Annotated in this window: 20 protein-coding genes and 1 pseudogene; 14 read left to right on the top strand and 7 right to left on the bottom strand. The window is 52.3% G+C overall.

Translation table 11 applies throughout. From position 1 onward, the window contains the following. The 5 genes from BR41_RS23070 to BR41_RS24240 all read left to right on the top strand — a co-directional run. Positions 1-2,734, top strand: a 2,734-nt coding sequence (locus BR41_RS23070) for a DUF637 domain-containing protein (RefSeq protein WP_211251765.1), incomplete at its 5' end; no start/stop codon positions are given. Continuing rightward, positions 2,735-3,184 (top strand): hypothetical protein, encoded by a 450-nt coding sequence (locus tag BR41_RS15350; RefSeq protein WP_035058564.1) that lies wholly within the window; start codon positions 2,735-2,737, stop codon positions 3,182-3,184. Beyond that, positions 3,174-3,476 (top strand): toxin-antitoxin system YwqK family antitoxin, encoded by a 303-nt coding sequence (locus BR41_RS25580; protein WP_084187244.1) that lies wholly within the window; start codon positions 3,174-3,176, stop codon positions 3,474-3,476. The genes BR41_RS15350 and BR41_RS25580 overlap by 11 nt, the downstream gene beginning before the upstream one ends. A 49-nt stretch (positions 3,477-3,525) precedes the next feature. Next, complete coding sequence (locus BR41_RS15345; protein WP_035058562.1) at positions 3,526-3,897, top strand: hypothetical protein; 372 nt, start codon at positions 3,526-3,528, stop codon at positions 3,895-3,897. Continuing rightward, positions 3,894-4,220, top strand: a complete 327-nt coding sequence (locus BR41_RS24240) for a hypothetical protein (protein ID WP_156970733.1) — start codon at positions 3,894-3,896, stop codon at positions 4,218-4,220. The genes BR41_RS15345 and BR41_RS24240 overlap by 4 nt, the downstream gene beginning before the upstream one ends. Positions 4,221-4,288: 68 nt before the next feature. On the opposite strand, the pseudogene BR41_RS24235 reads toward BR41_RS24240, so the two are convergent. The 5 genes and pseudogenes from BR41_RS24235 to BR41_RS15330 all read right to left on the bottom strand — a co-directional run. Next, positions 4,289-4,465 (bottom strand): annotated as a pseudogene (locus tag BR41_RS24235) (IS3 family transposase); the annotation flags it as partial. A gap of 185 nt (positions 4,466-4,650) precedes the next feature. Continuing rightward, positions 4,651-6,324 (bottom strand): pentapeptide repeat-containing protein, encoded by a 1,674-nt coding sequence (locus BR41_RS23685; RefSeq protein WP_084187242.1) that lies wholly within the window; start codon positions 6,322-6,324, stop codon positions 4,651-4,653. A gap of 517 nt (positions 6,325-6,841) precedes the next feature. After that, entirely contained in the window at positions 6,842-7,726 is an 885-nt protein-coding gene (locus tag BR41_RS15340; protein WP_051711053.1) for a phytanoyl-CoA dioxygenase family protein, read from the bottom strand. Positions 7,727-7,747: 21 nt separating this feature from the next. Then, positions 7,748-8,662, bottom strand: a complete 915-nt coding sequence (locus BR41_RS15335) for an ADP-ribosylglycohydrolase family protein (protein WP_035058560.1) — start codon at positions 8,660-8,662, stop codon at positions 7,748-7,750. 94 nt (positions 8,663-8,756) lie between these two features. Then, a complete protein-coding gene (locus tag BR41_RS15330; RefSeq protein ID WP_035058559.1) occupies positions 8,757-9,509 on the bottom strand; it encodes an NUDIX hydrolase in 753 nt (250 codons plus the stop codon). Between the two features lie 167 nt (positions 9,510-9,676). Between BR41_RS15330 and BR41_RS15325 the strand changes: the two genes are divergently transcribed. From BR41_RS15325 to BR41_RS23065, 7 genes are all read left to right on the top strand, one after another. Next, positions 9,677-10,519 carry a TIGR02452 family protein gene (locus BR41_RS15325; protein ID WP_035058557.1) on the top strand — a complete coding sequence of 281 codons (843 nt, stop codon included), beginning with the start codon at positions 9,677-9,679 and terminating at the stop codon, positions 10,517-10,519. Between the two features lie 85 nt (positions 10,520-10,604). Beyond that, entirely contained in the window at positions 10,605-11,165 is a 561-nt protein-coding gene (locus BR41_RS15320; RefSeq protein WP_035058555.1) for an RNA 2'-phosphotransferase, read from the top strand. Further along, a complete protein-coding gene (locus BR41_RS23680; RefSeq protein ID WP_084187241.1) occupies positions 11,116-11,685 on the top strand; it encodes a protein-tyrosine phosphatase family protein in 570 nt (189 codons plus the stop codon). The genes BR41_RS15320 and BR41_RS23680 overlap by 50 nt, the downstream gene beginning before the upstream one ends. A gap of 233 nt (positions 11,686-11,918) precedes the next feature. After that, positions 11,919-13,259 (top strand): radical SAM protein, encoded by a 1,341-nt coding sequence (locus BR41_RS15310; RefSeq protein WP_035058551.1) that lies wholly within the window; start codon positions 11,919-11,921, stop codon positions 13,257-13,259. Continuing rightward, the gene (locus BR41_RS15305) at positions 13,256-14,281 is read left to right on the top strand and encodes a PLP-dependent aminotransferase family protein (protein ID WP_035058549.1); all 1,026 of its coding nucleotides are present in this window, start codon (positions 13,256-13,258) and stop codon (positions 14,279-14,281) included. The genes BR41_RS15310 and BR41_RS15305 overlap by 4 nt, the downstream gene beginning before the upstream one ends. After that, positions 14,253-15,038 carry a class I SAM-dependent methyltransferase gene (locus BR41_RS15300; RefSeq protein ID WP_035058546.1) on the top strand — a complete coding sequence of 262 codons (786 nt, stop codon included), beginning with the start codon at positions 14,253-14,255 and terminating at the stop codon, positions 15,036-15,038. Before BR41_RS15305 ends, BR41_RS15300 begins: the two co-directional genes overlap by 29 nt. Positions 15,039-15,483: 445 nt before the next feature. Next, positions 15,484-16,803 carry a serine hydrolase domain-containing protein gene (locus BR41_RS23065; RefSeq protein WP_084187239.1) on the top strand — a complete coding sequence of 440 codons (1,320 nt, stop codon included), beginning with the start codon at positions 15,484-15,486 and terminating at the stop codon, positions 16,801-16,803. A gap of 202 nt (positions 16,804-17,005) precedes the next feature. On the opposite strand, the gene BR41_RS15290 is transcribed toward BR41_RS23065, so the two are convergent. Further along, positions 17,006-17,548, bottom strand: coding sequence for an ATP phosphoribosyltransferase regulatory subunit (locus BR41_RS15290; protein ID WP_211251764.1), 543 nt, complete (start codon positions 17,546-17,548; stop codon positions 17,006-17,008). 1,051 nt (positions 17,549-18,599) lie between these two features. Here BR41_RS15290 and BR41_RS15285 point away from each other — a divergent pair. Next, positions 18,600-20,372 (top strand): AAA family ATPase, encoded by a 1,773-nt coding sequence (locus BR41_RS15285; RefSeq protein ID WP_084187237.1) that lies wholly within the window; start codon positions 18,600-18,602, stop codon positions 20,370-20,372. Positions 20,373-20,433: 61 nt separating this feature from the next. Further along, a complete protein-coding gene (locus tag BR41_RS15280) occupies positions 20,434-21,138 on the top strand; it encodes a hypothetical protein (RefSeq protein ID WP_156970731.1) in 705 nt (234 codons plus the stop codon). Between the two features lie 144 nt (positions 21,139-21,282). Here the strand turns inward: BR41_RS15280 and BR41_RS15275 are convergent, their stop codons facing one another. Further along, the gene (locus tag BR41_RS15275) at positions 21,283-21,627 is read right to left on the bottom strand and encodes a helix-turn-helix domain-containing protein (protein WP_035058541.1); all 345 of its coding nucleotides are present in this window, start codon (positions 21,625-21,627) and stop codon (positions 21,283-21,285) included. Between the last annotated feature and the right edge of the window lie 21 nt (positions 21,628-21,648).

Raw genomic sequence — 21,648 nt, 5'->3', positions numbered from 1 at the left:
CATCGGCCCGACCAAGGATGGCAGCGCCACCGTCACCCAAACCGCCGCCGCCACGGCCCCCAGCATCACCTACCTGAAACACAACGCCGCCGACGACCTGCTCGCCAGCATCGGCCCGGCCAGCTTGGTGGCCAACCTGCCCAGCAACCTGCTGCCCCAAACGGGCATGCAGTTCTACGCCGACCCGTACCTCGAACAGCAACTCCTCACCCAGGCGGCGCTGAAGCAAACCGGGCAGGCGTGGTTCATCAACGGTCTGGCGCAAGACGACAAAACCAAGATGAGCCTGGCGGATGAACAAAAAGCCATCCTGTACCAGAACGCCATCGCCTGGGCCGACAAGAACCAGGTGACACTCGGCACCGCCCTGACCGACCAGCAAATCGCCGCGCTCGACGCCCCGATGCTCTGGTACGTGCAACAAGCCGTACCCGACCCAAGCTGCGCCGGCCTGCCCACCTGCGGCACCGTCAGCGTCCTGATGCCGCAGGTCTACCTGCCCACGGCCAGCCAAAGCCAGCTCGCCAAACAAGAGGGCGGCCTGATCCAGGGCCAGACCGTCACGCTGGACGTGAGCAATACCCTCACCAACACCGGCAGCATCATCGCCAACCAGCTCGACCTGAAAGCCAAGGAGCTGGTCAACGAAGCCAGAAGCGTGGATATCGGCTACGCCACCAACAAGGTGGAAGGTGGCTGGATCAATGTCTACGGCACGCAGGTGCAGCCGGGTGGCCTCATCTCCGCTACCAATCTGAATATCGATGCGAGCACCGTTCACAGCATCGGTGGGCAGTTCCAGGTTCTGAATGCGGACGGCAACGTCGACGAAGCCAAGAGCGCGCAACTGATTGCCGATCTGGGCAAGAAGCTGGGGGTGAACTACACCAGCCAGACGGTGGCGGATGACATCCACCAGGACTTCATGAAGGACACGAGTGGTCCGGGTGAGGTCGGGATGGTGGTTGCGGTCATCGCCGCCATTGCGATTGCCTGCTTCGCCGGCCCCGCGATCCTCGGTGCCGTCAACGGCATGATGGGCGCCAGCGCCGCCACCGTTGCCGCAGCCAATGCTGCAGGTGGTGCACTCGTCGCCAGCGCCGTTGCAGCGCCAAGCCTTGCCGCCACAGCCGTTGCGGCCGGCCTGACCGCCATGACCAGCGCCGCAGCCAGCCAATTGATCACCACCGGCAAACTGGACGGCGGCGAACTGCTCAAGGCCGGCGCAGTCGGTGCGCTGACTGCCGGCATCACGACCGGCCTTGCCAACTCCGGCGCACTCGCCAGCACCGGCACGTGGAGCGGTCAGGTTGTCAACGCAGCCGAACGCGCCGTGATCAACACCACCGTACAAACGGCGGTGTATGGCGGCAGCTTCAAGACAGCGCTGATCGATAACCTCGCCGGGACTGAGAGTGCGGTTGGGGCGAACTTCATCGGCAGCGCGTTTGCGCAGACTGACTTCAACCAGCTGAACCAGAACACGCCGAACCCACTGCAAGTCTTGGCACATGCCGCCTTGGGTTGTGCAACGGCAGCTGTGAAGGGGGGAGATTGCAGCTCGGGTGCGATTGGTGGCGCAGTCGCCGCGACAGCCGCACCGCTGGTGGATCAATACATCACCACTGGAAATTCAACGCTCAACAACTTCCTGACCGAAAGCACCGCGTTGGCTGCAACCGGGCTGGTGGCAGGGGCAACGGGCAAGGATGTCAGCACCGCGTTGACGGCTGCGCAGAACACTGACGAAAACAACCGGCAGCTGCACGACCAAGAAAAAGAATGGCTGAAAACCAAGCAATCCCTGCTGCTTGCGCAAGGCGATGATGGCCTCCGCCAGATTCAGCTCGAAGTTGCTGCAAGCGACAAAGTGAATTACGTGCCAAGTCGGGATGGCCCGTCGAACGTGACCCAAATGGCAGAGACGTTGGGCATGACTTATGCCGAGCTCTCCGCATATGCCAAATCGCAACCGGGCTATGACGAAGCCGTTAAGCAGGTGAATGCGGCAACAACGCCTGCATATATGACGACCTGCGAATCGGGCTGCCTAGTCAAGAAGGTGGATGCGCAACCGGTGTTCAGCTATACACCGCAGGATGAAGCCGCCGACTCGCATCGGATGGTTGAGCAGTCGCAAATCGACAGTCTGGTTGCGCAAGGCTGGAGTAGGGATTGGGCGACCTCTGTCGTCAAGTCGAACTCCACGGTAGGTATCGTGATGGGCAGTATTGCCGGCACGAAGGCCATTGATACCGCGAGGCCGATTGATGAGCCGACGTTACCAAATGGATATAACGGTAAGGTGGTGGCGGACACGCCCGTTGTCGTGAAGCCGGTCGAGGAAGTGGCTCCTCCGTGGACTGGTTCTGGACCTGCTAAAGGTGTACTCGGAGTTAATCCTGATACAGCGTCTGTGGCAGCGTTAAAAAATTACTCACCAAAACAAGGGATGATTGAATACGTGTTTGATCCTAGTACCTCTACATTTGTTGTGGGGCGTCCTGATCCATTCTTGTCTGGGTACTCCCCTCACGAGAATCTATCAGTAACAATAGGCGGCGATCCCAATACGGTTGTTGGTGGTATGTTCAAACGGAGCATATCTGGTGAGATTTTAACTAACGAATTTAGTGGCCATTATTGGAAAAACTGGACGCCGGCAGTACGTCAACAGTTCCAGCAATTTATGCAGAGCAAAGATTTGCCGGTGATTCATACGGAGGGCATGTAAATGAGCAAATCTCAGCATGTTGTCTTTTCTGGGGGGGCAGTTGAAATAGGCTCCGTTGGAAAGGTGATGCTTTCTAAGTCTGGGTATTGGACGGTTGTTGTTGGTGATGTGGCATATGAGCTTATAAATGACCGCGATTACTTTCGAGCCTTAATCCTTTTGGAGGCCGATAGACCGGAGCTTGCTTCTGTCCTCGCGGAGCTGGAAGGTAGTGGGCATGCTGCTTTTCCAATTGAAAAGGTGATTGCCTCAGCCTTTCTAGGTGGGGCTGACTATTGGGCGGCCTTGGCATTAGATTGGATTGACGAGCTTGCTTTTGAAAAAAAATTACTTCTTGTCGATCATTTAAAGCAAGTTGTTGATGCAAAGTGGGCGCATCAACATACTAGACAACTGGCTACCAAAGCGTTGAGGGCAATACAGGCAGTAGGGCAGAACAATGGTGGGTGATTTAAGTATCGCCGAGATTTTGTATGAGACAGGTGAGATGTGTTTCCGCTATAGCCGGTATAAGGCTAGTGACGGGAGTAGATGGATTCGTCACGGACTTTTTCGTGCGTACCATCAGAATGGGAACTTGGCATCAGAAGGCCATTACGCAGATGGGAAGGAACATGGCCCTTGGCGGGACTATCACGAAAACGGACAAGTAGCTGCCGAAGGCCAATATGAAAATGGTCAAGAGACCGGTGAATGGAAATTTTGGGATGCCGATGGTTCTGCGTCAAAACCTACCAGCTAACGTTGGGTACTAATTAAAATCAGCAGCTTCACGTTTGCGAGGAAAATGGATGTCCATATCAATAAACTCGATTGTAGATTTTATTAGCTCGCTAGCACCTTTAACATTCCTAATTGCGCTGGGTGCAAGCATATTTGGGAACGTTGTTGCGGGATATGTTTTTCGCAAGCGTATTAAAGAGCAGTCGCACGAGTTCGATGATCTTCTTTTAAAGATGGAAGAAATTCATTTAAAAGATGGGCGCATAAAACTCGACGAAGAGGAAGTGGAACGTATTTTGCTTCTTCTGGAATATATTGAATTTTCTAACGAAAAATCCACTTTAAAGCGCAAAAAGCCTAGCGATTACATAATAAAAATTGGCGAATACTTGAGTAATAAAGCGCCTGTGGACGCACTGCTCAATAAGGTGGCCAAATGACCAAAATGGAAATCTTTGCTTGGGGATTGTCAGGTAGCCTTGCAGTTGATGTAGTTACAGCAGCACAGTTTTGCAATTCAGCTCAGATAAATTTTCCAGATCGTTACAAGCGTTTTGCTTTTTACATGGTGCGTTTTCTTTTGGCACTTGTAGCTGGGGGGTTGGCTGTAGCTTATGAAATTGATAAAGCTATTCTTGCAGCAAATATTGGCGCTGCTACACCGTTAATTATTCAAGCTTTTGCACAAGGGCTAGGTAACGTTCCAGCTATCTCTACCCAAACACCGGTCGTGGACACCCCTACTCAATCGCCAAACGGCTGACACTTAATTCAACTGGATGGGCTAACGCTTGAACCGCCCCGGGTTTCGTGGAGGCTGATTGGTTTAAGTCAGGCCGGGGACACCATCTGACTGGCAAGTTGCCGGTAGTAGTTTGCCTCAGCTTCTGCCGGCGGAATATAGCCGATGGGAGCCAGTAGGCGCTGATGGTTGAACCAGGACACCCATTCCAGCGTGGCAATTTCCAGCGATTCCTTGCTCTTCCAAGGCGCTCGCCGATGGATCAACGCTACTCAAGGTGGGGGACGTCGTCTTTGCAGCATAAAACCCCGGATTTCTAATTCGGGGGGGGTACCTTTTTCCCCGCTATCTAATCGCCATGCTGATCGCCAATGCGCGCATAACGCGTGCATATTTGAGATTGCCTAGTTGCTATCCGGATATCTTGCCAAGCATATTTCTTCTCAATGACTTATTCAATTGGTCCCCAAAAGGAACAATATGCCCACAGGCCTAAGAGCAACAGACCAACAAGCGACTGAATACCTGCTACTCTTCTAACCCAGCCACTTGGTTTTAAAACATATTCACCACGTTGCAGCAAGCTTAGCCAAGTGCCAAGGCTGAGGTCTTTCCAGCCAAATCTAAAAGTATTAATAATGCTAAACCACAGGCAATACTTTGATGCGAGATGTAAATTCTTCTTTGGGATGCAAAAGGGAAAAAGTATACAGGCGATTGAAATGAACGTAACAGCTATCGCTGTACTGTTTGGCCGGTCGTGCGAAATCCATTCTGGCAATCTTTCTACATAGTTGTGTGGCAAGAGAAAAATATATACAGATAAAAGAATGAGCATAAAGACAGCGCCAGAACTCCAAAGCCAAGGCGTTATCTTTAAATGGTATTTTGTATTTCGCCTTCGGCGCAATGAGGTAACGGATCGTGCTTGTAATGCAATTTCTGTACTTTCATTGTGGATTTGTTTTTCCGTTAAAAGTCTGATTGAGCGTCTATATGGAGCAGGGGATTGTAGTGTAAGTTGAAAATACTGCTCGCTATCTTGCGTACTGCCAGTTACTCCTTTGGGCCAATATGCAAATATTCCATTTTTTTTGGTTTTGTCTGTCATGGAATAGAAGTAGATAAGATGAAAAATAGGAATCAATAATGCGAGAAGGTAAAGTGGCCGCTCGGTCGCCAAACCATAGTCGCATGTCACGCCAAATATTAGTTTGTTAAAAAATTGAGCTACGTCAGTTTGGTAGCTATTTTTGTTTGAGCGAATTGCGTAATTGATCTCCCTGAATGCTTGGGTGTTCCCTGTTTTGCTAATGTCGGTTTTTAATTTCTCCAGTGGCGCCATTCCTGTTTTTTCGTTGGATGGTAGTAGGTTTTTCAGATTTCTACTCATTGCAAATAGGTCTGCACGTGGCATAGACGCTAAATTTGGTTCAAATAAAAATCCGCCAACGTTGGCATAAGAGAAATCAGCGTCTGAAAGGGAAGACGATCTGAGTTGAGCATCAGTTAATGTAGCTAGCTGAAAAGATGAATTCGACAAGTCAACATTAAAAAACCTACACTTTATGCATTCGCTCGCATGGAAGTTTGCTCCTTGTAAATTGGCGTACGCAAATTCTGAGCCATTTAATTTTGTCAGAGAGAAACTTACTCGTGGAGGCTGCTTGCGCCATATATATCGAATATGTTCGAGATTTGCTTCTGATAAATCTACATTTGCGGCACCGCTCGCGTTACGCCATTCTGGAAGTGATAGCTCTTCGCCAATCCACGTTTCAATCTTGATCGCCGCAGACTCATTGTCTCCTAAAGGAAAAGTTAAACCAGACAGATCGGCGCGCCGTCCAAGGTGAAGTGTATTCTGGGTAAGGGCCCATACACGATGGCATACAAGTATTCGTTCGTATATAGGCGTTGGGATTTCGCCGTTGGACGGTTTTTTTATTCCTTTGCAATCGAATTGCACATCTAATTTGCGAAGGGTGTTCTGGTTTGGTGACCATGAGGCATTTGCGTGGAGCATGGCAAATGTCGTTAGGAGAGCGGCTAGTATTTGGTGCCAACTTAAATTCCGAACGGTTATGTGTTGAATAAGTAATGTACGCATAATTTTGTAAGCCATCTTATGGTTTTTTTTGTAAATGTATCAAGCAACTAAGAACGAAATGCAGAATTTCTGTCAACCATTGGTTGGTCATTTACATGATTGGTGTAGTAAAAAATGGACGACTAGAGTTTGGCGTCAAAAATGGCATTATGGTGCTCAAGCCACTGCATACTGTCCTCTTATCTCTTAATCCATCGCCGGTCTGGCCGAATGATTCGCGGAAACTGGGTAGATATTGCCTATAGCTGACAGCCAACCAAGCTCGGTTATGATTTGGCTTCGTCCTCACACTCTGTTTCCCCATCGTTCGCAGGCCATATTGGCGCCCATTTCTTCGTTTATCAAAAAAATGCGCCAACATTTCAAACCCTTTGCCGCCGATTCTTCCGTAAGGGGGTTAATGCGAGGGCGACGTTTGCCAAAAAGACAGCTGAATAGGTTCATCATGAATCCATGAAAGTACTTTTTGACCTAGGCTGCTAAAGGCGCCGCGATCGCGATCAAGTCGCCGATGACGATCAGCTGGGAGAATTTAATGGTCATGCGTCGCGTCTTTCCGTTCTGCCCATCCAGCAGTTGCTGTGCCGTCAAAAACTGTGTGATCTTGCCAGGCCAGTCCAAATGGTAATACCTCGGGGCCGAAGACAAAATGCAAGACACGACGGCGGTTTGGAGCCGTGGCCTTGGAGGAGGCATGCAGGAGCAATGGTTTCATCAAAACGGCACTACCAGAATGAACTAGACAGGGGAGTTCTTCGCTGGCTGTGACATATGCACTGATTTGATCCGGGGAGAGTTTACCGACCCGGTGAGAACCGGGAATGACTCGCAGTGGGCCGTGCGCCATCGTGCAGTCGTCGAGGTGAACGCGTACCGCGGTGAGTGACTCCAAAATTTCCAAAGGAGGCTGAACGTACCAGCCCTCTTCTTTGCGTGACCAAATGCCAAGTGACGCATGTTCGATTCGTTCTTTGACCGGGATGCTGAGATCTTGATGCATTGCAACCAGCCAATTCCGCTCCGAGGATTTTTCGAAATAGTTGCACTGAATAGCGACTTGGTTGGCCGTAAGTAGGCCCTGGGCCATCAGTCTTGTTTTGAGGTACTGTGCGAGTTCGCCTGCCCACGCGTGCTGGAGAATTGTTCGCGTCCCGGCAGACTGAATACGCTGCTGGTCCGTGTGTGACTGATAGCGCTCTAGCTCAGCTTGGGACAGAAGCCCTGGCAAAATGCAGAATCCGTGCCGATCAAGTTCTGACATGGGTTGCTTTAAGAAATAGTTGCGCGGCTCTCGACGCCGCAGATAGATCTGTTCGGAAGTGTCGTGGTAGTCGTGGCACATTGCCAGCAAAAACGCGTGATGAAGGGCATTGGGCGGTCTGTCAGAGATCGCTGCGCTCAATAATAAACGCACCATGTGATGCGCGAGATTAATTTGTCATATTTGCTGGACTTCCCGTTGGGCGAGCAAACGATCGGCCCAATCCTGAATTTCGTCGCCCATGACTAGGCGTTCACGCCAATGCAATGGGATTGCGTCAATGCCGTAGTGCGCGCCGGCAAGTTGGCCACAGATCGCGGCAGTGGTGTCCGCGTCGTCACCTAGATTGACGGCCCGCAAAACCGCAGCTTCGAAATTGTCGGTGTGCCAAAAACACCAGAGGGCGGCCTCCAGCGACTCCACCGCATAGCCGCTCCCGCGAATCGCGTTTTCGGTTTTATCGCGCCACGTGCCAGCGGCCAAAGGAATGACTTTCTTGGCTACTGCACGGTAACCGGTTCCGAACAGGATCGTCTCCTTGTTAGCACCCGCCAGGGCTGCGCGTAGCTGTGCGGCAAACAGCCGAGTGCACTCGATCGCCTCTTCTGCACCGTGGGTGGTCCGGGCGCTTTCGCCGGCGTAGCGAATCACGTGTTCCGGGTTCTCGAAATAGAACATCGGGATTGGCGCCAGACGCATGAGCGAACCGTTGCCGGCGGTATTGGGATCGATAGAACCACTGAACGGGTCTCCGCTGGCGCGATAGCGTTCCAGCGCACGGGCGACTGTCGTGCCGATATCGAAGCAATCGCCAGTACTGCTCATGTAGCCATAGCTGGCCCAGTTGCAGTAACGATTCATCTGGTCTTCAGCGTGAAATCCATTCCGGTGTAACAGGCTGTGCGCGAGACATAAGGCCATTGAGCAATCATCTGTCCATGCGCCCGCTGGCAGCTCGAACGGGCCGCCGCCGACCATGTCAGTCACCGGGGCAAAGGTGCCGCGCGGGCTGAATTCCACAGTAGTGCCTACGGCATCGCCGCAGGCCAATCCCAACAAACATCCACGATATCGATCTTGGTCAGTCAGCATCGGAAATCCCTTTCACTTGGCCTTGCTGAGCAACGCCAGCATGGCTTCCAGTCAGAAGCGACGAGGCCGCTTGGCCAAGCCGCTTTGATCGCACTTAGTCTTTTTCTTCAACCCGGCCCCCCATCGCACGGTTGAAATACACCGTCGGCTGATTCGCTCGCCGATAGAGCTTCGCCGGCCGGTTGCTGCCGTAGCGCCAGGCATCCGGAATCTCTTCGACGAAATTCCCCTCCTTGATGCGTTTACGGAAGGCACTTTTGTCGACCGTGCGACCTAACACGACTTCATGGATGCCCTGAAGCTCGGAGAGCGTGAATTGCTCTGGCAGTAAATGCACCGGCAGCGAGGTGTACTCCACCTTGTTGCGCAAGCGCAGGATCGCAATCGCCAAAATCTGCGCATGATCGAAGGCCAGCTCAGGCTGCACGCTGTTTTCTTCAACGCGAAACCATTGCGCCGCTTCAGTATTCGCCCCGTGGGCCAGCTCAATATGCTCGGATGGGATCAGCGCAAAATAAGCAAACGTCGACGACCATCCGCGCGGATCACGTGTCTTGTTGCCGAAGCCCTGCAGTTGCTCGAGGTAGGGGGTAACCACGCCGGTTTTTTCCCGCAGCTTGCGCAACGCCGTGGCTTCCAGGTCCTGATCACGGTGGATATCGATAAAACCGCCCGGCAATGACCACATTTCCTTGAACGGGTGCTCCCCACGCCGAACCAACAGCACCTGCAACACTTCCTCTCGTACCGTGAAGATCACCAGATCGACACTGGTGAGCGGTACGTCGTAGTCATGGATGTTGTAGTGGCTTAGGAATTCACGCTCGTCCTGATGTGTTGTGCTCATGGCGCTCCTCAATCGTTGATCGCATTGTAATCCTCTTTTTATGGCTTTGTTGTAAAAACACACTAAGTTAGTTGCAGTAAAATACTAAGGGCCATAATATTGGCTGCAGCTAGCCCGACTCGGAGCTGGCTCTGAGTTTTCACATCAATAATAAAAAGAGAAAAACAATGAATCATCGAGAACAACGCGCAGCGATCGCCCAGGACACCCTGGACATCCTCAAGCGTGGACAGTACGAAAATCAACAGGGCCAAACGGTCAGCATTGGCGACGCGCTTCATGCAGCCATCAAAGGATCGGTCCATTACCGCGGTGAACAGTTGCAGGCGCTTGCAGCGCAGCCTGCAGCAGGCCCGTCGTTCACCACCCAATTCCATGCTGCCAACGAAACCACTTTGGCTGCGGCACGCCGCTTGGTTGCCCAAGGTCACGACGATGTGTTGTGCCTAAACTTCGCGTCAGCACGCAATCCGGGTGGTGGCTTCCTCGGCGGCGCCGAGGCACAAGAAGAAAATCTGGCGAAATCGTCAGGCCTCTATCCATGCATTCAGCAAATGTCGGACATGTACGAGGCCAATCGCCGAATGAAGTCGTGCGTCTATCTGGATGACATGATTTATTCGCCGCAGGTGCCGGTTTTCAGGGACGACGGCTATCAGTATCTGGATACGGCTGACCTCATTTCGATCATTACCGCGCCGGCAGTGAACCGTGGCGCTGTCGCACGTAACGAACCGGGGCGTCTGCCAGAAGTGGCAGACATCATGATCAACCGCATCGAGTTGTTGTTGGCGCTCGCCAAACATCACGGGCATACGACGCTGGTACTCGGTGCTTGGGGTTGTGGCGTCTTCGGTAATGACCCGGTTGAAATGGCAAAGTGGTTTGCCCGCCATTTGCTAAATAACCCCAAGTACCAAAGCGCATTTCAGAAAGTCTGTTTTGCGGTGCTCGATCGCCGTGACGGCGGGACCTATGCGGCATTCGCAGAAACCTTCGGGGCAAACTAAGCAAACGCGCACCCGGCTTCCCATTGCCCTGGCTTTTTTTGAGGGCTGTTGGGGGCTGGTGGCCGCGGCCACAATGAGAACAATAATGAAAAAAGAACTGGAAAAGACCAGTAAATTCCTGAGTTACATCCTGCGCCACCAGCCGGATTCGATTGGGCTGGTTCTGGATGAAAACGGCTGGGCGGACATTGCAAGGTTGCTGCGTTGTGCCGCTGATCACGGCACCCTTTTGACTTTGGATCTGATCCGGGAAGTAGTGACGAGCAATGACAAACAGCGTTTTGCGCTGGATGAAGAAACAGGGCGTATCCGGGCCAATCAAGGGCATTCAGTCCAGATCGACCTGGCGCTCTCGCCGATGGCGCCTCCTGAGTTGCTCTATCACGGCACGGCAACGCGCTTTGTTGATGCGATTCGCGAGGCAGGGCTACTCCCGCAGTCTCGTCAGCATGTCCATCTGTCTGCCACGCGAGAAACGGCTCATGCAGTGGGCACGCGCCATGGCAAGCCGATCATCTTGCACGTGCGCGCCGGTGACATGGCCCGACAAGGCAAGCTGTTCTATTGCTCGGAAAATGGTGTCTGGCTGACCGATCATGTTCCTGCGGAATTCATCAATATTCCTGAAGATGGGGGGCCGGGTTGAGATGAAGCTACCAAATTCGAATACCTATTGGGCTGTGCCCGGAAAGCTTCTCGCCGGTGAATACCCACGCAATCTGGATATCGAGAGCTCGCTGGAAAAACTGCAGGCGTATCTGGACTTGGGGGTGAGCTACTTTCTGGATTTGACCGAAGAAGGCGAGCTCGCGCTCTATGCCGACCTTCTTCCCGAAAATACCTCTGAGGGCCAGCCTGTTATCCACCGGCGGTTTGCTATCCGCGATAAATCCGTTCCAGATTCTGCCGGTACCATGCGGGAGATACTGGACGCGATCCAGGCGGCATTGCACGACGGCCATACCGTCTACGTTCATTGCTGGGGTGGCGTTGGCCGAACCGGCACCGTGATCGGCTGTTATTTGGTCGAGCAAGGTAACCAGCCTGATGACGCTATAGCGCAGTTGGATGGGCTTTGGCAGTCGGTTGCCAAGGTAGATCGGCATCCGCATTCACCGGAAACCAGCGACCAACGGCAATGGATATTGTCGTGGCGACAACTGTGAGTTGCGACGTTTTTCACGCTATTTGCGACTCGCGTGGAGTGCGGATGCAAGTGATTGGTGTGACGCGCACGAAACGGTATTCGATGATGGCAAACTGCCGATTCATATGTCGCTGGGCTCAAGTGCGCGCCCGCGTCGAGGCGCACGCAGTCTGAACATGCTGACTGCCCAAACGGGTCACTCCACAATAACGGTGTGCCAAGCTCGAAGCATGCCTTTCCCGGATTCCGCTCATGGTTGAGAAGAACAAAAAGCTCTATCACGTTACCGTGCTGTCCAACTTCGCACGTGCATTCGACAAGTACTCGCTTTGCTATGCGAAGGCAGGTATTCCCGAGAGTACTTATCCCGACCGTTTCTATCTGCTGGATCGCAGCGAGCTTGAGATTGGCTACCGCAAGGCTTCGCAGTTGATGGAGAAGCTGGCAATTCCGGGTAATCGGCTGATTGCACTGGAAACCGAGGTCGAGCCATCGCTTCTTCATGAAAACACGAACACCGGATTGGGGAGGTTTATCCATTCGGACCGGATCAGGCTCACCGCACTCTATGACCTTGAGCTTGGCGAAGAGGGCATGGCGTTACGCCGCACCGTCGTAGAGGAGGCGACCGCAGCATCGCTGCGGTTGTCGAACCAACAACTCCAGCGGTTCGTAGACCTGCGGCCCCGAACCCTGTCCATCCTGCCCATCGCACAGGGCTGTCAGGCGAAATGTGCATTTTGCTTTTCAAAGGCGTCGATTTCCAGCGAGCAGGCTCAATACCGACCAGACTGGGACACGTTCGGCGCTTGGCTCGATGCGGCTGTTGCACACGGTGCCGAGCGCGCCGTGATCACTGGTGGCGGTGAGCCGACCCTATTGCCCTTTGCGCAGTTGGAGAAACTGGTCGCCTGCTGCGGGGAGCGATTCAGCAAGGTCGTCCTGATTTCCAACGGCCATGTTCTTGCAACGCAAACGGAAGCCGACCGGATCGCGCATCTGCGGGCCCTGCATGATGCCGGACTGCAGGTGCTGGCCATCTCCCGTCATCACTTCGACGCAACGCATAACGAGCGCATCATGAAGCTGCACACGCCGGTCGAGGAACTGGCTCGCACATGGCGCGAACATCTTCATCTTTGGCCGGATCTCCGCCTGCGTCTCATCTGCGTTCTGCAGCATGGCGGCGTCGAGGATGAACAGGTGCTCGGTCAGTACCTGACATGGGCAGCAGACCAAGGCATCGAGGAGATCTGCTTCAAGGAACTGTATGTTTCGGCGAGTACGGAATCGATGTATTTCGATCGCGCCGCGAACGACTGGAGCCGACAGCATCAGGTGCCGCTTGCGCTTGTCACCGGCTTTGCCGGGCGATCGGGTTTTTCCGTCGAACACCGGCTGCCATGGGGAGCTCCTGTCTTTGTTGGCGAATGGGCAGGCAGATTGATGCGCATTGCTGCCTATACCGAGCCAAGCCTGTACTGGGAGCGTACGCATGGCACCGCCCGGAGCTGGAACGTGATGGCTGACGGCCGCTGCTACGCGTCACTGGAAGACCGTGCAAGCGAACTCGCCGTGGAGGATCTGAAATGAACTTTGCGGCTTTCCGGTTGTGGCGCGAAGCATGCCTGCACACGATCCCCGGCGTGGTGGATTGCGCGGAAACGAACCTTTACGGCACCCTGGCGTCGTTACAGCCACGTCTCGCTCCATCGGAGACGCACGAGCGGGTTTATCGCTGCGATCTCGCACGGGCTTGGCTTCAGCGCTATGGGTTCGACATCCAGCACTCGCGCCGGGCACTGGTCTGCCGAGGCGTGCGACACGCGTTGCAACTGATTTTCAGGAGACTGGCAGTGGACGGTGCCAGCCTGTGGCTGCCGGCGGACGTCTATCCCGTCTACTGGGCGCTCGCGTCTGCGGCGGGCATCCAAGCCCAAGCATTCTTGACGCTGCCCACGCCGAGCATTCCCGCAGCAAAGGGAATCCATGGTCCGGAATATCTTCTGATCGCAAATCCGCTCAAGCCGCTGGGGCGATTCCTGCATAACGAAGAATGCAGCGCGCTCATGGCATGGCTTGATGCGTCGCCCAGCCGGAGGCTGCTCATCGACTGCGTCTACGACCTGGACACACCGTTTCATCCAACCACGATGAAGCTGCTGCAGACCGGGCGCGCAATTCTCCTGCATTCGGCCACCAAGGGCTGGCTGAGCCCCGAGACATTCGGTGTGGCACTGGTGGGTGAGGATTGCGCGGGATTCGGAGCCGATTTCCGGGAGGATCCGCCATCCGCAACGCAGTTGTGGTTCGCGCAGCAGTTCCTTTCTGCTGAAGCCGGCTGCCCAGCTCAGGTTGTCGATGCACTTCACGCGCGCGCATGCCGTCTTACTGAAAGGTTGCCGGAGGCGATTCGCGATTCGAGGCTGATCGAGTTTGCAGACTGTGCCCCTGGTTGCTACTTCTTTCCGGTGCCATTCAGCGCCGAGCAACTCTTGAACGAACATCGCCTGCTGGCGATCCCCGCGAGCGCATTTGGCTCGCAAGACTGGAACGGCAGCATCCTGACCAGCCTTTCCAGCGCATTTGCTCAACAACCTCAAGGACGAACCTGACGTGACGCCCCTTGCCGACATGGCAGTCTATGAAGACGCTGAATTCTACGATCTGGAATTTGCTGACCGTCAGCATGACGCTGCGTTTTTTATCGAGCAGGCCAAGCAAGCGCATGGCCCTGTATTGGAGGTGGCTTGTGGAACCGGGCGTATCACGTTGCCCATCGCCCGCGCAGGCATCGCGATCACGGGGCTGGACGTGACGCGCTCGATGCTTGACCTAGCGCGCCGCAAGTCACAGGCCGAAGCGCTCCCCGTGACCTGGCTTGAGCAAGACTGTCGAGCCATCCATTCGGAACAGCACTTTTCGTTGATTTTTTCGGCGACCAACGCCATGCAGCATCTGCACGATTTCGACTCGGTCAACGCGTTTCTCCGTTCCGCGCGGAACGTACTAGCGCCCGGCGGTACTTTGATCCTCGATGTGTTCAATCCCGACATCAGCAAGCTGGCTCGGTCGGCACCCGCTCGTTACCATCACAAGTCCATCGTCGACGCGGAAGGAAAGGAAATTCGAGTCGACGCCACCTCGTCCTATGACGCGGCAAGCCAGATCCTGCGATTCGAACTCTATTACCTGCGTAACGGTGAATACCTCAGGACAAAGGCGGTCAGCATGCGATGCTTCTTCCCGGAAGAGTTGCTGGCGCTTTGCCGGTTCAATGGATTCGACGTCGTGCAGCGATTGGGTGACTACGACGGATCACCGTTCACAACGCAGTCACCGAAGCAGATTTTGTTTTGCCATGCGGTCTAACGCACACGGATCGGCTATCGAATGTATCGCGTGGTACCGATGTCACTAAACCGTAGGATTAAAAACGAGTTGCTATTGGTTGCTTTGCCTTTACTCAATTGATTAGGACGTGCAGGCGACGCGTTACGCCTGATAATGTGAAGTGCTTCACTTTCTTAATGCATCCTATGCGGCGGCGGCTGTACTTCGTGGGATTAACTGCTAAATTCAGGTTCATTGCGTGCAGGTGCAACTGATTGTTGTATTCCGCGCGACGCATAGCGGCTCTGAGAAATCATTGGAGTGGGCGAGACGAGCACTTCCGCCACATTGTTCATCATCACGTAACAACCAAAGCGAAAGAGGCAAATCTGGGGTTTTCGAATTCCCCTGGCAAACAATCATCCAAATCAGTCAAAGCTCAACCTAAAGGGGGACGTCATCATGGCCAAAGTCGTCATTAAACATCGTTCATGTAAAAGGGTATGGGATACGCGACACTGACAATCATCCAGTAACGCCAAATAGCTTATTTTTATTGGGTTCACTGACGAAGTCATTCACCGCGCTGGCCGTCATGCAGCTCGTCGAGGCTCACAAGTTGGAGTTCGATGCGCCAGTCCAACGATATCTGCCCAACTTTCGATTGGCAGATCCCGTGGCTTCAGCGCAGATCACGGTACGGCAACTTTTGAATCATCAAAGCGGTATTTCCACGCGTGATGGCATGGCTGGCTTTGCTGCTACCGATACAGCAGCAGATGCATTACAGCATCGCATACATACCCTCAGCGACCTGCGACTTAGCGCTGAACCAGGGGCTCGCTTCGAGTATTCCAATCTTAACTATGTCATTCTTGGGGCGGCTATTGAAGCGGTCTCCCATGAGCCCTACGGCCAATATCTGCGCCAGCATGTTTTCCTGCCACTTGGCATGCGCACCAGCACGGCCTCCGAGGACGAGGCATTGCGTAGCGAAGTGGCGCTAGGCGCTCGCTATTGGTTCGGCCACGCCATCGCTGCGAATAGGGTTCCGCACTTGGAGAGTAATCTTCCTGCTGGATATGTGTATTCGAATGCAGGAGACATGGGCCGTTACTTGATGGCTCAGCTCAACGGCGGCCAAGTAGGTAACGCGCGCGTGCTTTCTGCTACAGGTATCGACACGCTTCATCGTTCCGCTGTCGCGGCCTGGGTGCACGGTATGTACGCCATGGGGTGGACCTATGATGCGGCTGACCCATCGCTGATCGTGCATGAAGGGGCGACCGCGAATTATCACACCTATATGGCGATTGACCTGGATGCCGGATGGGGTTGCGCACTATTGCTCAATGCCAACGCCAATTTAACTGGACCACATCTCTCGGAGCTGGGACCGCAGATCGTCCGTCAACTGCGCGGTGAAGTTGCTACGCCATTGCAACTGGAACCCGGTCTGCCTTTGCCGCTCGTAGCGCTACTCGCATTATTGACGGGGCAAGCGTTATTCATCTGTTGGATCGGGGCAACCATCTGGCGAAAATGGAATGAACCTGCTCAGAAACTGCCAAATAAGTTACGCAAGGTGCTATGCATTGCGCTGTCAATGGCAGTAGCCATAATGATTGTGGCGGGCCTATCCATAGCAGTGCCTGGACTCTACGGCATGAGCCCCTTAACGTTAATGACAATGACGCCAGATGCAGGATGGCTATTAATTGGCAATTCGGCAATGGCGGTTATTTGGTGCGTCATGCTGATACTGCGAGCTTTGAAAAATAATCGGAAAACTGTAGCCACTTGAAGCGGGAAGATCTTGATCAAGAGGAAGTACTCGCCGTAAAACATGCTGCCGAAATACGCTATTTACTCACGGCATTTCGGTGTTGCCTCGCTGGTATGTCGCGAGAAATGCTGGCTTCCAGCTTTAACTGTGTGGGCGGCTTTGTTAGCCGCCCACACGCCGATGGCTTTACGCACTATCAGCCATGCTGATTATCAATAAATCAATACGGTTCACATTTCTCACCTTTGCCCAGCTGGATGGCCAAAGCAAGGCGTTCCAAGCCAATGCCGAATCCTGCTCCTTCAGCATATGCCCCACCGCCCGCTACTTGTTTTTGCGCGCCGAGAACAGGAGACCGGATTTCAAAACCATCTCCGCCAAGGTAGTAGGTTAATCCACGTCGCGTAGATTCATCGGCTTCGTAATCCAAACCAAGTGCATCCAGGAATTTACGACATAAGTCGAAGCTATAAGATCGAGCGGCTGCAGGATCAGGACTGAGGTATTCAAATCCGAGCTGAGTAAATTCTCGGTAGCGCCCCGCCTGTGGGCGTTCGTAGCGGTAACAGCGTGCAATATAGAAGAAAAGCCCTTCTTTGTTTCCGTCGAGAAAGGTCTTTGCCCGCTCTTGGAAAATCGCAGTCGCTTCTGGAATCAGACAACAAGGCCGCCCTTTTTTATCGGCAAATGCCCACATTTGATCGATGATCTCACTGCCACCAGCTTTGGTTACGTAAGTATCTTGTTGCCATAGCGCGGGCAAGATGACCTCTTTCGCAGCCTCCTCAATGAAGACAGCTCCTGAAGCGGTTTTCCAAGCTACGTAGTTCGGCGGCCTCTTGGCCAATATAGATTTGCGTGCCTCTGATCATGGTCATTTCACGTTCTCCTTGGAACGGCAGGGGGGATTGCACGGTTTCGACGCGCAACAAAAAAGGCGCCATTGGCGCCTTGGTTTGCTTGGATCTGACTTAGCTTCTTTGTCTCAAGAAGCCTTGTAAAACATGTCGACGAGCATCACCGCAGCGCGATATATCGAGCCGTGAAGATGGTGCAATTGTTGAAGTGATGCGGTCGTCATGTGATGAGTATTGCATGCATGCTCATGTCTTAGCAAAACAAGGTGTAACGCCAACCTGAGGGCACGTGCAGGCGCTGGTGATCGTTGACTGCGGTGCCAGTTTTAACTGACGCGCGCTGGTGTTGCATGCTGCAGCACTCAGTGGATATTGCTTCTGTTGACGATGCTAGGAACCGCTGCGTCGGGCATCACCAGAATCCCGGAAGCCATTTGCAGCGCAACCATATACGGCGCTGGCCGTGATTGACGGCAATTCTGGTATTCGCTTGCTACGTCGTTCCTCGACGTGATATTGCGCTCTTCCTTGACCGCCGCAAGCCACTGCGGCACGTAGCGTCTAACCATGCTCTGAACAATTCTCTCGACGGATGAAGCTCACCGGTCGAAGTGCCGGCTCACGGTGTCAAGCCGGCTTCGGCCAGATCGATGAACTGTTGCGGATGCAGGCCACGGCTACCCCTGTTTCATCTCCGCACCCCATGCCTGGAGCCAATTCAGAACTATTGCGGTATTTGGAGCGAATTCGGAACTACGCCTGCATTCGGAACGAATTCGGAATTATGGCTGTATTTTGATTCAGAACTATGGCTTTACACTTTTTCATAAGTTATTGATTTTTAAAGAATAGCAATTCGGAACTATGGATTAACTCACAAATGGCGCATTTTAAATGCGCCATTTTTTTGGAGGTCATGCTTGGAGTGGAAATAGATGAATGAATTGAGCGCTGGAAATGACTGATTCGGTTTTCTTGCACGGAGTTGCGTTGGGGAATTATCGAGGAGTTGGTGACAATCCTGCATATGTTGGTCCTTTTCGTCGCTTCAATTTCATGGTTGGCCCCAATAATTCTGGGAAATCATGTGTGCTACATTTCATCGCGAATCATCTCGTGCCGTTGGTCTGTAGTTCCCCAAATACGTTTAATCCTAACAAAGTTGTTGATTTGTTAGATTTGGATGCCCACCAAGGGGCATCTAGGAATTTGGTTCGTATGGGGATTGGAGTTTCGAGCGCCAAATTACGTGCAGATATTGAAGAAGTGTGGTCGCCAGGGGTAAATGACTCAATAAGAACGAAGACAATTGACTATATCGTTTCCATGTTGGGTGACGATGAGCTCATTTGGTTGGAGCGCAAGTCTGGAAAGCCCACATTAGTTCCATTCGGTAAAGAATTAAATTTGGATTTTGTTGTAAAAACAGCCCCTCATGATTTGATGTGGAATGCCATCTGGGCGACCTACACTGGTAAACGTGGCGGCGGGGTGGATACTTGGGTGAAGGAAACAATTGAAGCTATCTTGGGTAGAATAAATACTAGGTTGCCGCGAATTGGCCTTATCCCAGCATTTAGAGAGATTTCGCCAAAAGGCCTTGAGTTTTCAGGTTGGGGTGGTCAAGGATTGATTGATGAGTTGGCTCGTTTGCAAAATCCTGGTGTGATGGAACGAGCAAAAATACAAAAATTTCAACGTATTAATGAATTTCTAAAATCAGTTGTGAAAAATGCTAGTGCAAATATTGAAATTCCACATGATCGGGAACATGTGCTTGTGCACATGGATAACAAGGTGTTGCCGCTAGATTCCCTCGGGACAGGTATTCACGAAGTAGTGATGTTGGCTGCTTTCTGCTCATTGATGGAAGAGCAAATTGTCTGTATTGAAGAGCCGGAAATTCATTTGCACCCTTTGCTACAGAGACGACTGATGCGGTATTTGCAGGAACAAACTACCAATCAATATTTTATTGCCACTCACTCGGCTAGCTTAATTGACACGCCTAATTCGGCAATTTTCCATGTGACAAATCATGAAGGCAAAACGAAGATATCTGCCGCTGTTTCATCTGGTGATAAATTCGATATCTGTCGTGATTTAGGCTACAGGGCATCTGATTTGTTGCAAGCTAATGCCGTGGTTTGGGTGGAAGGCCCATCTGATCGAATTTATATTCGTCACTGGATTGCTTCGGTTGATCCAGGTTTGCGAGAGGGAATTGAGTATTCAATCATGTTTTATGGTGGTCGACTGTTAAGTCATTTGAGCGCTAAAGAATTGGATGTTGTGAATGACTCGGATGTCGAGGTGCTAATAGCGCTTCGATGTCTTAATCGGAATCTAGCTGTAGTGATTGATAGCGATAAGACCCATGCTGATGCACCGATCAATGCTACTAAACTGCGTATTCAGAATGAATTGAATGAGCATGGCGGTCTAGCTTGGATCTCTGCTGGGAGAGAGATTGAAAATTATATTCCGAAAGATGATATGACTGCAGCTTTGCAAACTTGCTATGGGCGATTTGGCAAGAGATTGAAAGAAAATCTGTATGATCATGTCCTCCCTTTTAAAGCGAATGATGGTACGAAAGTGGATGGTGTTGATAAAGTAAAGGTTGCGAAGGCTGTGTGTGAAAAACCGGCTGATCTGGATGTACTTGATTTGCGTGATAGGGTTATGGATTTGATCAAGATGATTCATCATGCAAATGACTTGGCTTGATGGACAGTAATCCACTCTGTGTTTTCTTCTAAAATCGAATTCAGTTGTCTAGAGATATTTTATGCGAAGTGGCTTGCCGGTTCATAGTTATCGCCCTAGGCACAATTCAGGTATTAGAGAAAAGTCGGATGAAAAAATAGAACTCTTAAAATATGTTGGTGTAGCTATGACACTGCTGGGCATTCTCGCATGGGTTGCAGGCCGCGCATTCATTTCTGGCTATTGGAATGCAGCTAATTTGCCAACCCCACCTTCAATGAGTGTGCAGGAGGTTGCCTTTGAGGGCTTTGTTGGCCCTGTGTGGAATTGGATGGTGGCTATTCCTGCCTTGGTTTTCATGGGTTTATATGTGGCTTTCCTTGGGGTGGGCAGAAAAATCTCAAAGAAACGGCACGTGAGGGGTCGGTTTGTAGCTTGGTGCCATGATAATTTTCAATACGATAGAACGATTGGAAAGGTGGGGGCGTTGATAATCATTGCTGCCCTTTGTTTGTTTTTTATTGTTCTCCCGTTGTTTTTCTGGACAGCTTCTGCCTATGTTCAAGGGAAAGACAAATTCAAAAAGGATTTTTGTGGTTACTCTACAGCAAGGGCAACTGCGTTGATTGGCGTGGTAGGGGGCGGGCAGATAAAAGGTGATTTGCTAGATGCTTCAAATAAGCATTTGGTAGTGCTAAATGAACAGGGGGTTTCAATTGTGGATGGGGAGACTTTTCGTCTAGTGTTGTCTTTATTTCCCTCCAAAGAGCTCTGCATGAAGAAGTAGCACTGAGCCGGGTAGGGTTGGTTAGACGTAGCGGCGTAACCCACGCGGTGGGGCGGTTCGTTGTTCGGGGCTGTTGCTTATCGTGGCATCGCATGGTGGGTTACGCCGCTGCGCGTCTAACCCAGCCTACGGATTGCTGCCAAATTATTCAGGTACGTTGCCACCATCATCATCCACCCCCACAAGTTCCACAGCCTTTTCAATTAAAACCAGCCTCCCAGCCTCATCGATCCGATGAAATAACCCAATCAGCTGGGCGAGCTGATCGTTGGTTTCGTAGAAATACGACTGCGGATAGCCAAGCGTTTCTGCCAATCGCGCCATCGTCTTGAAGTCGGGTTCATGCTTTCCACGTTCGTACTGGTTCATGCGTGCGCTTGCTGAGAATTCATCAATCCCCGCCAGTATCCCCAAGCGTTCCTGCGACAGCCCCGCAGCGGTACGCGCTTCTTTCAATCGCTTCCCGATAATCGACGTGCCCGATGTCATTTCTTGGCTTCCAGCTTGAAA

The sequence above is a fragment of the Andreprevotia chitinilytica DSM 18519 genome (assembly GCF_000711875.1).
In the GTDB taxonomy this organism is placed as follows: Bacteria; Pseudomonadota; Gammaproteobacteria; order Burkholderiales; family Chitinibacteraceae; genus Andreprevotia; species Andreprevotia chitinilytica.
The sequence above is the reverse complement of the archived record's forward strand: the minus strand, read 5'-3'. Positions and strand labels throughout refer to the sequence as shown.

Coding starts and splice junctions, on each gene's coding strand:
- BR41_RS15350 (WP_035058564.1), top strand. CDS start 2,735: ATGAGCAAATCTCAGCATGTTGTCTTTTCTGGGGGGGCAGTTGAAATA.
- BR41_RS25580 (WP_084187244.1), top strand. CDS start 3,174: ATGGTGGGTGATTTAAGTATCGCCGAGATTTTGTATGAGACAGGTGAG.
- BR41_RS15345 (WP_035058562.1), top strand. CDS start 3,526: ATGTCCATATCAATAAACTCGATTGTAGATTTTATTAGCTCGCTAGCA.
- BR41_RS24240 (WP_156970733.1), top strand. CDS start 3,894: ATGACCAAAATGGAAATCTTTGCTTGGGGATTGTCAGGTAGCCTTGCA.
- BR41_RS23685 (WP_084187242.1), bottom strand. CDS start 6,324: ATGGCTTACAAAATTATGCGTACATTACTTATTCAACACATAACCGTT.
- BR41_RS15340 (WP_051711053.1), bottom strand. CDS start 7,726: ATGGTGCGTTTATTATTGAGCGCAGCGATCTCTGACAGACCGCCCAAT.
- BR41_RS15335 (WP_035058560.1), bottom strand. CDS start 8,662: ATGCTGACTGACCAAGATCGATATCGTGGATGTTTGTTGGGATTGGCC.
- BR41_RS15330 (WP_035058559.1), bottom strand. CDS start 9,509: ATGAGCACAACACATCAGGACGAGCGTGAATTCCTAAGCCACTACAAC.
- BR41_RS15325 (WP_035058557.1), top strand. CDS start 9,677: ATGAATCATCGAGAACAACGCGCAGCGATCGCCCAGGACACCCTGGAC.
- BR41_RS15320 (WP_035058555.1), top strand. CDS start 10,605: ATGAAAAAAGAACTGGAAAAGACCAGTAAATTCCTGAGTTACATCCTG.
- BR41_RS23680 (WP_084187241.1), top strand. CDS start 11,116: ATGTTCCTGCGGAATTCATCAATATTCCTGAAGATGGGGGGCCGGGTT.
- BR41_RS15310 (WP_035058551.1), top strand. CDS start 11,919: ATGGTTGAGAAGAACAAAAAGCTCTATCACGTTACCGTGCTGTCCAAC.
- BR41_RS15305 (WP_035058549.1), top strand. CDS start 13,256: ATGAACTTTGCGGCTTTCCGGTTGTGGCGCGAAGCATGCCTGCACACG.
- BR41_RS15285 (WP_084187237.1), top strand. CDS start 18,600: ATGACTGATTCGGTTTTCTTGCACGGAGTTGCGTTGGGGAATTATCGA.
- BR41_RS15280 (WP_156970731.1), top strand. CDS start 20,434: ATGCGAAGTGGCTTGCCGGTTCATAGTTATCGCCCTAGGCACAATTCA.
- BR41_RS15275 (WP_035058541.1), bottom strand. CDS start 21,627: ATGACATCGGGCACGTCGATTATCGGGAAGCGATTGAAAGAAGCGCGT.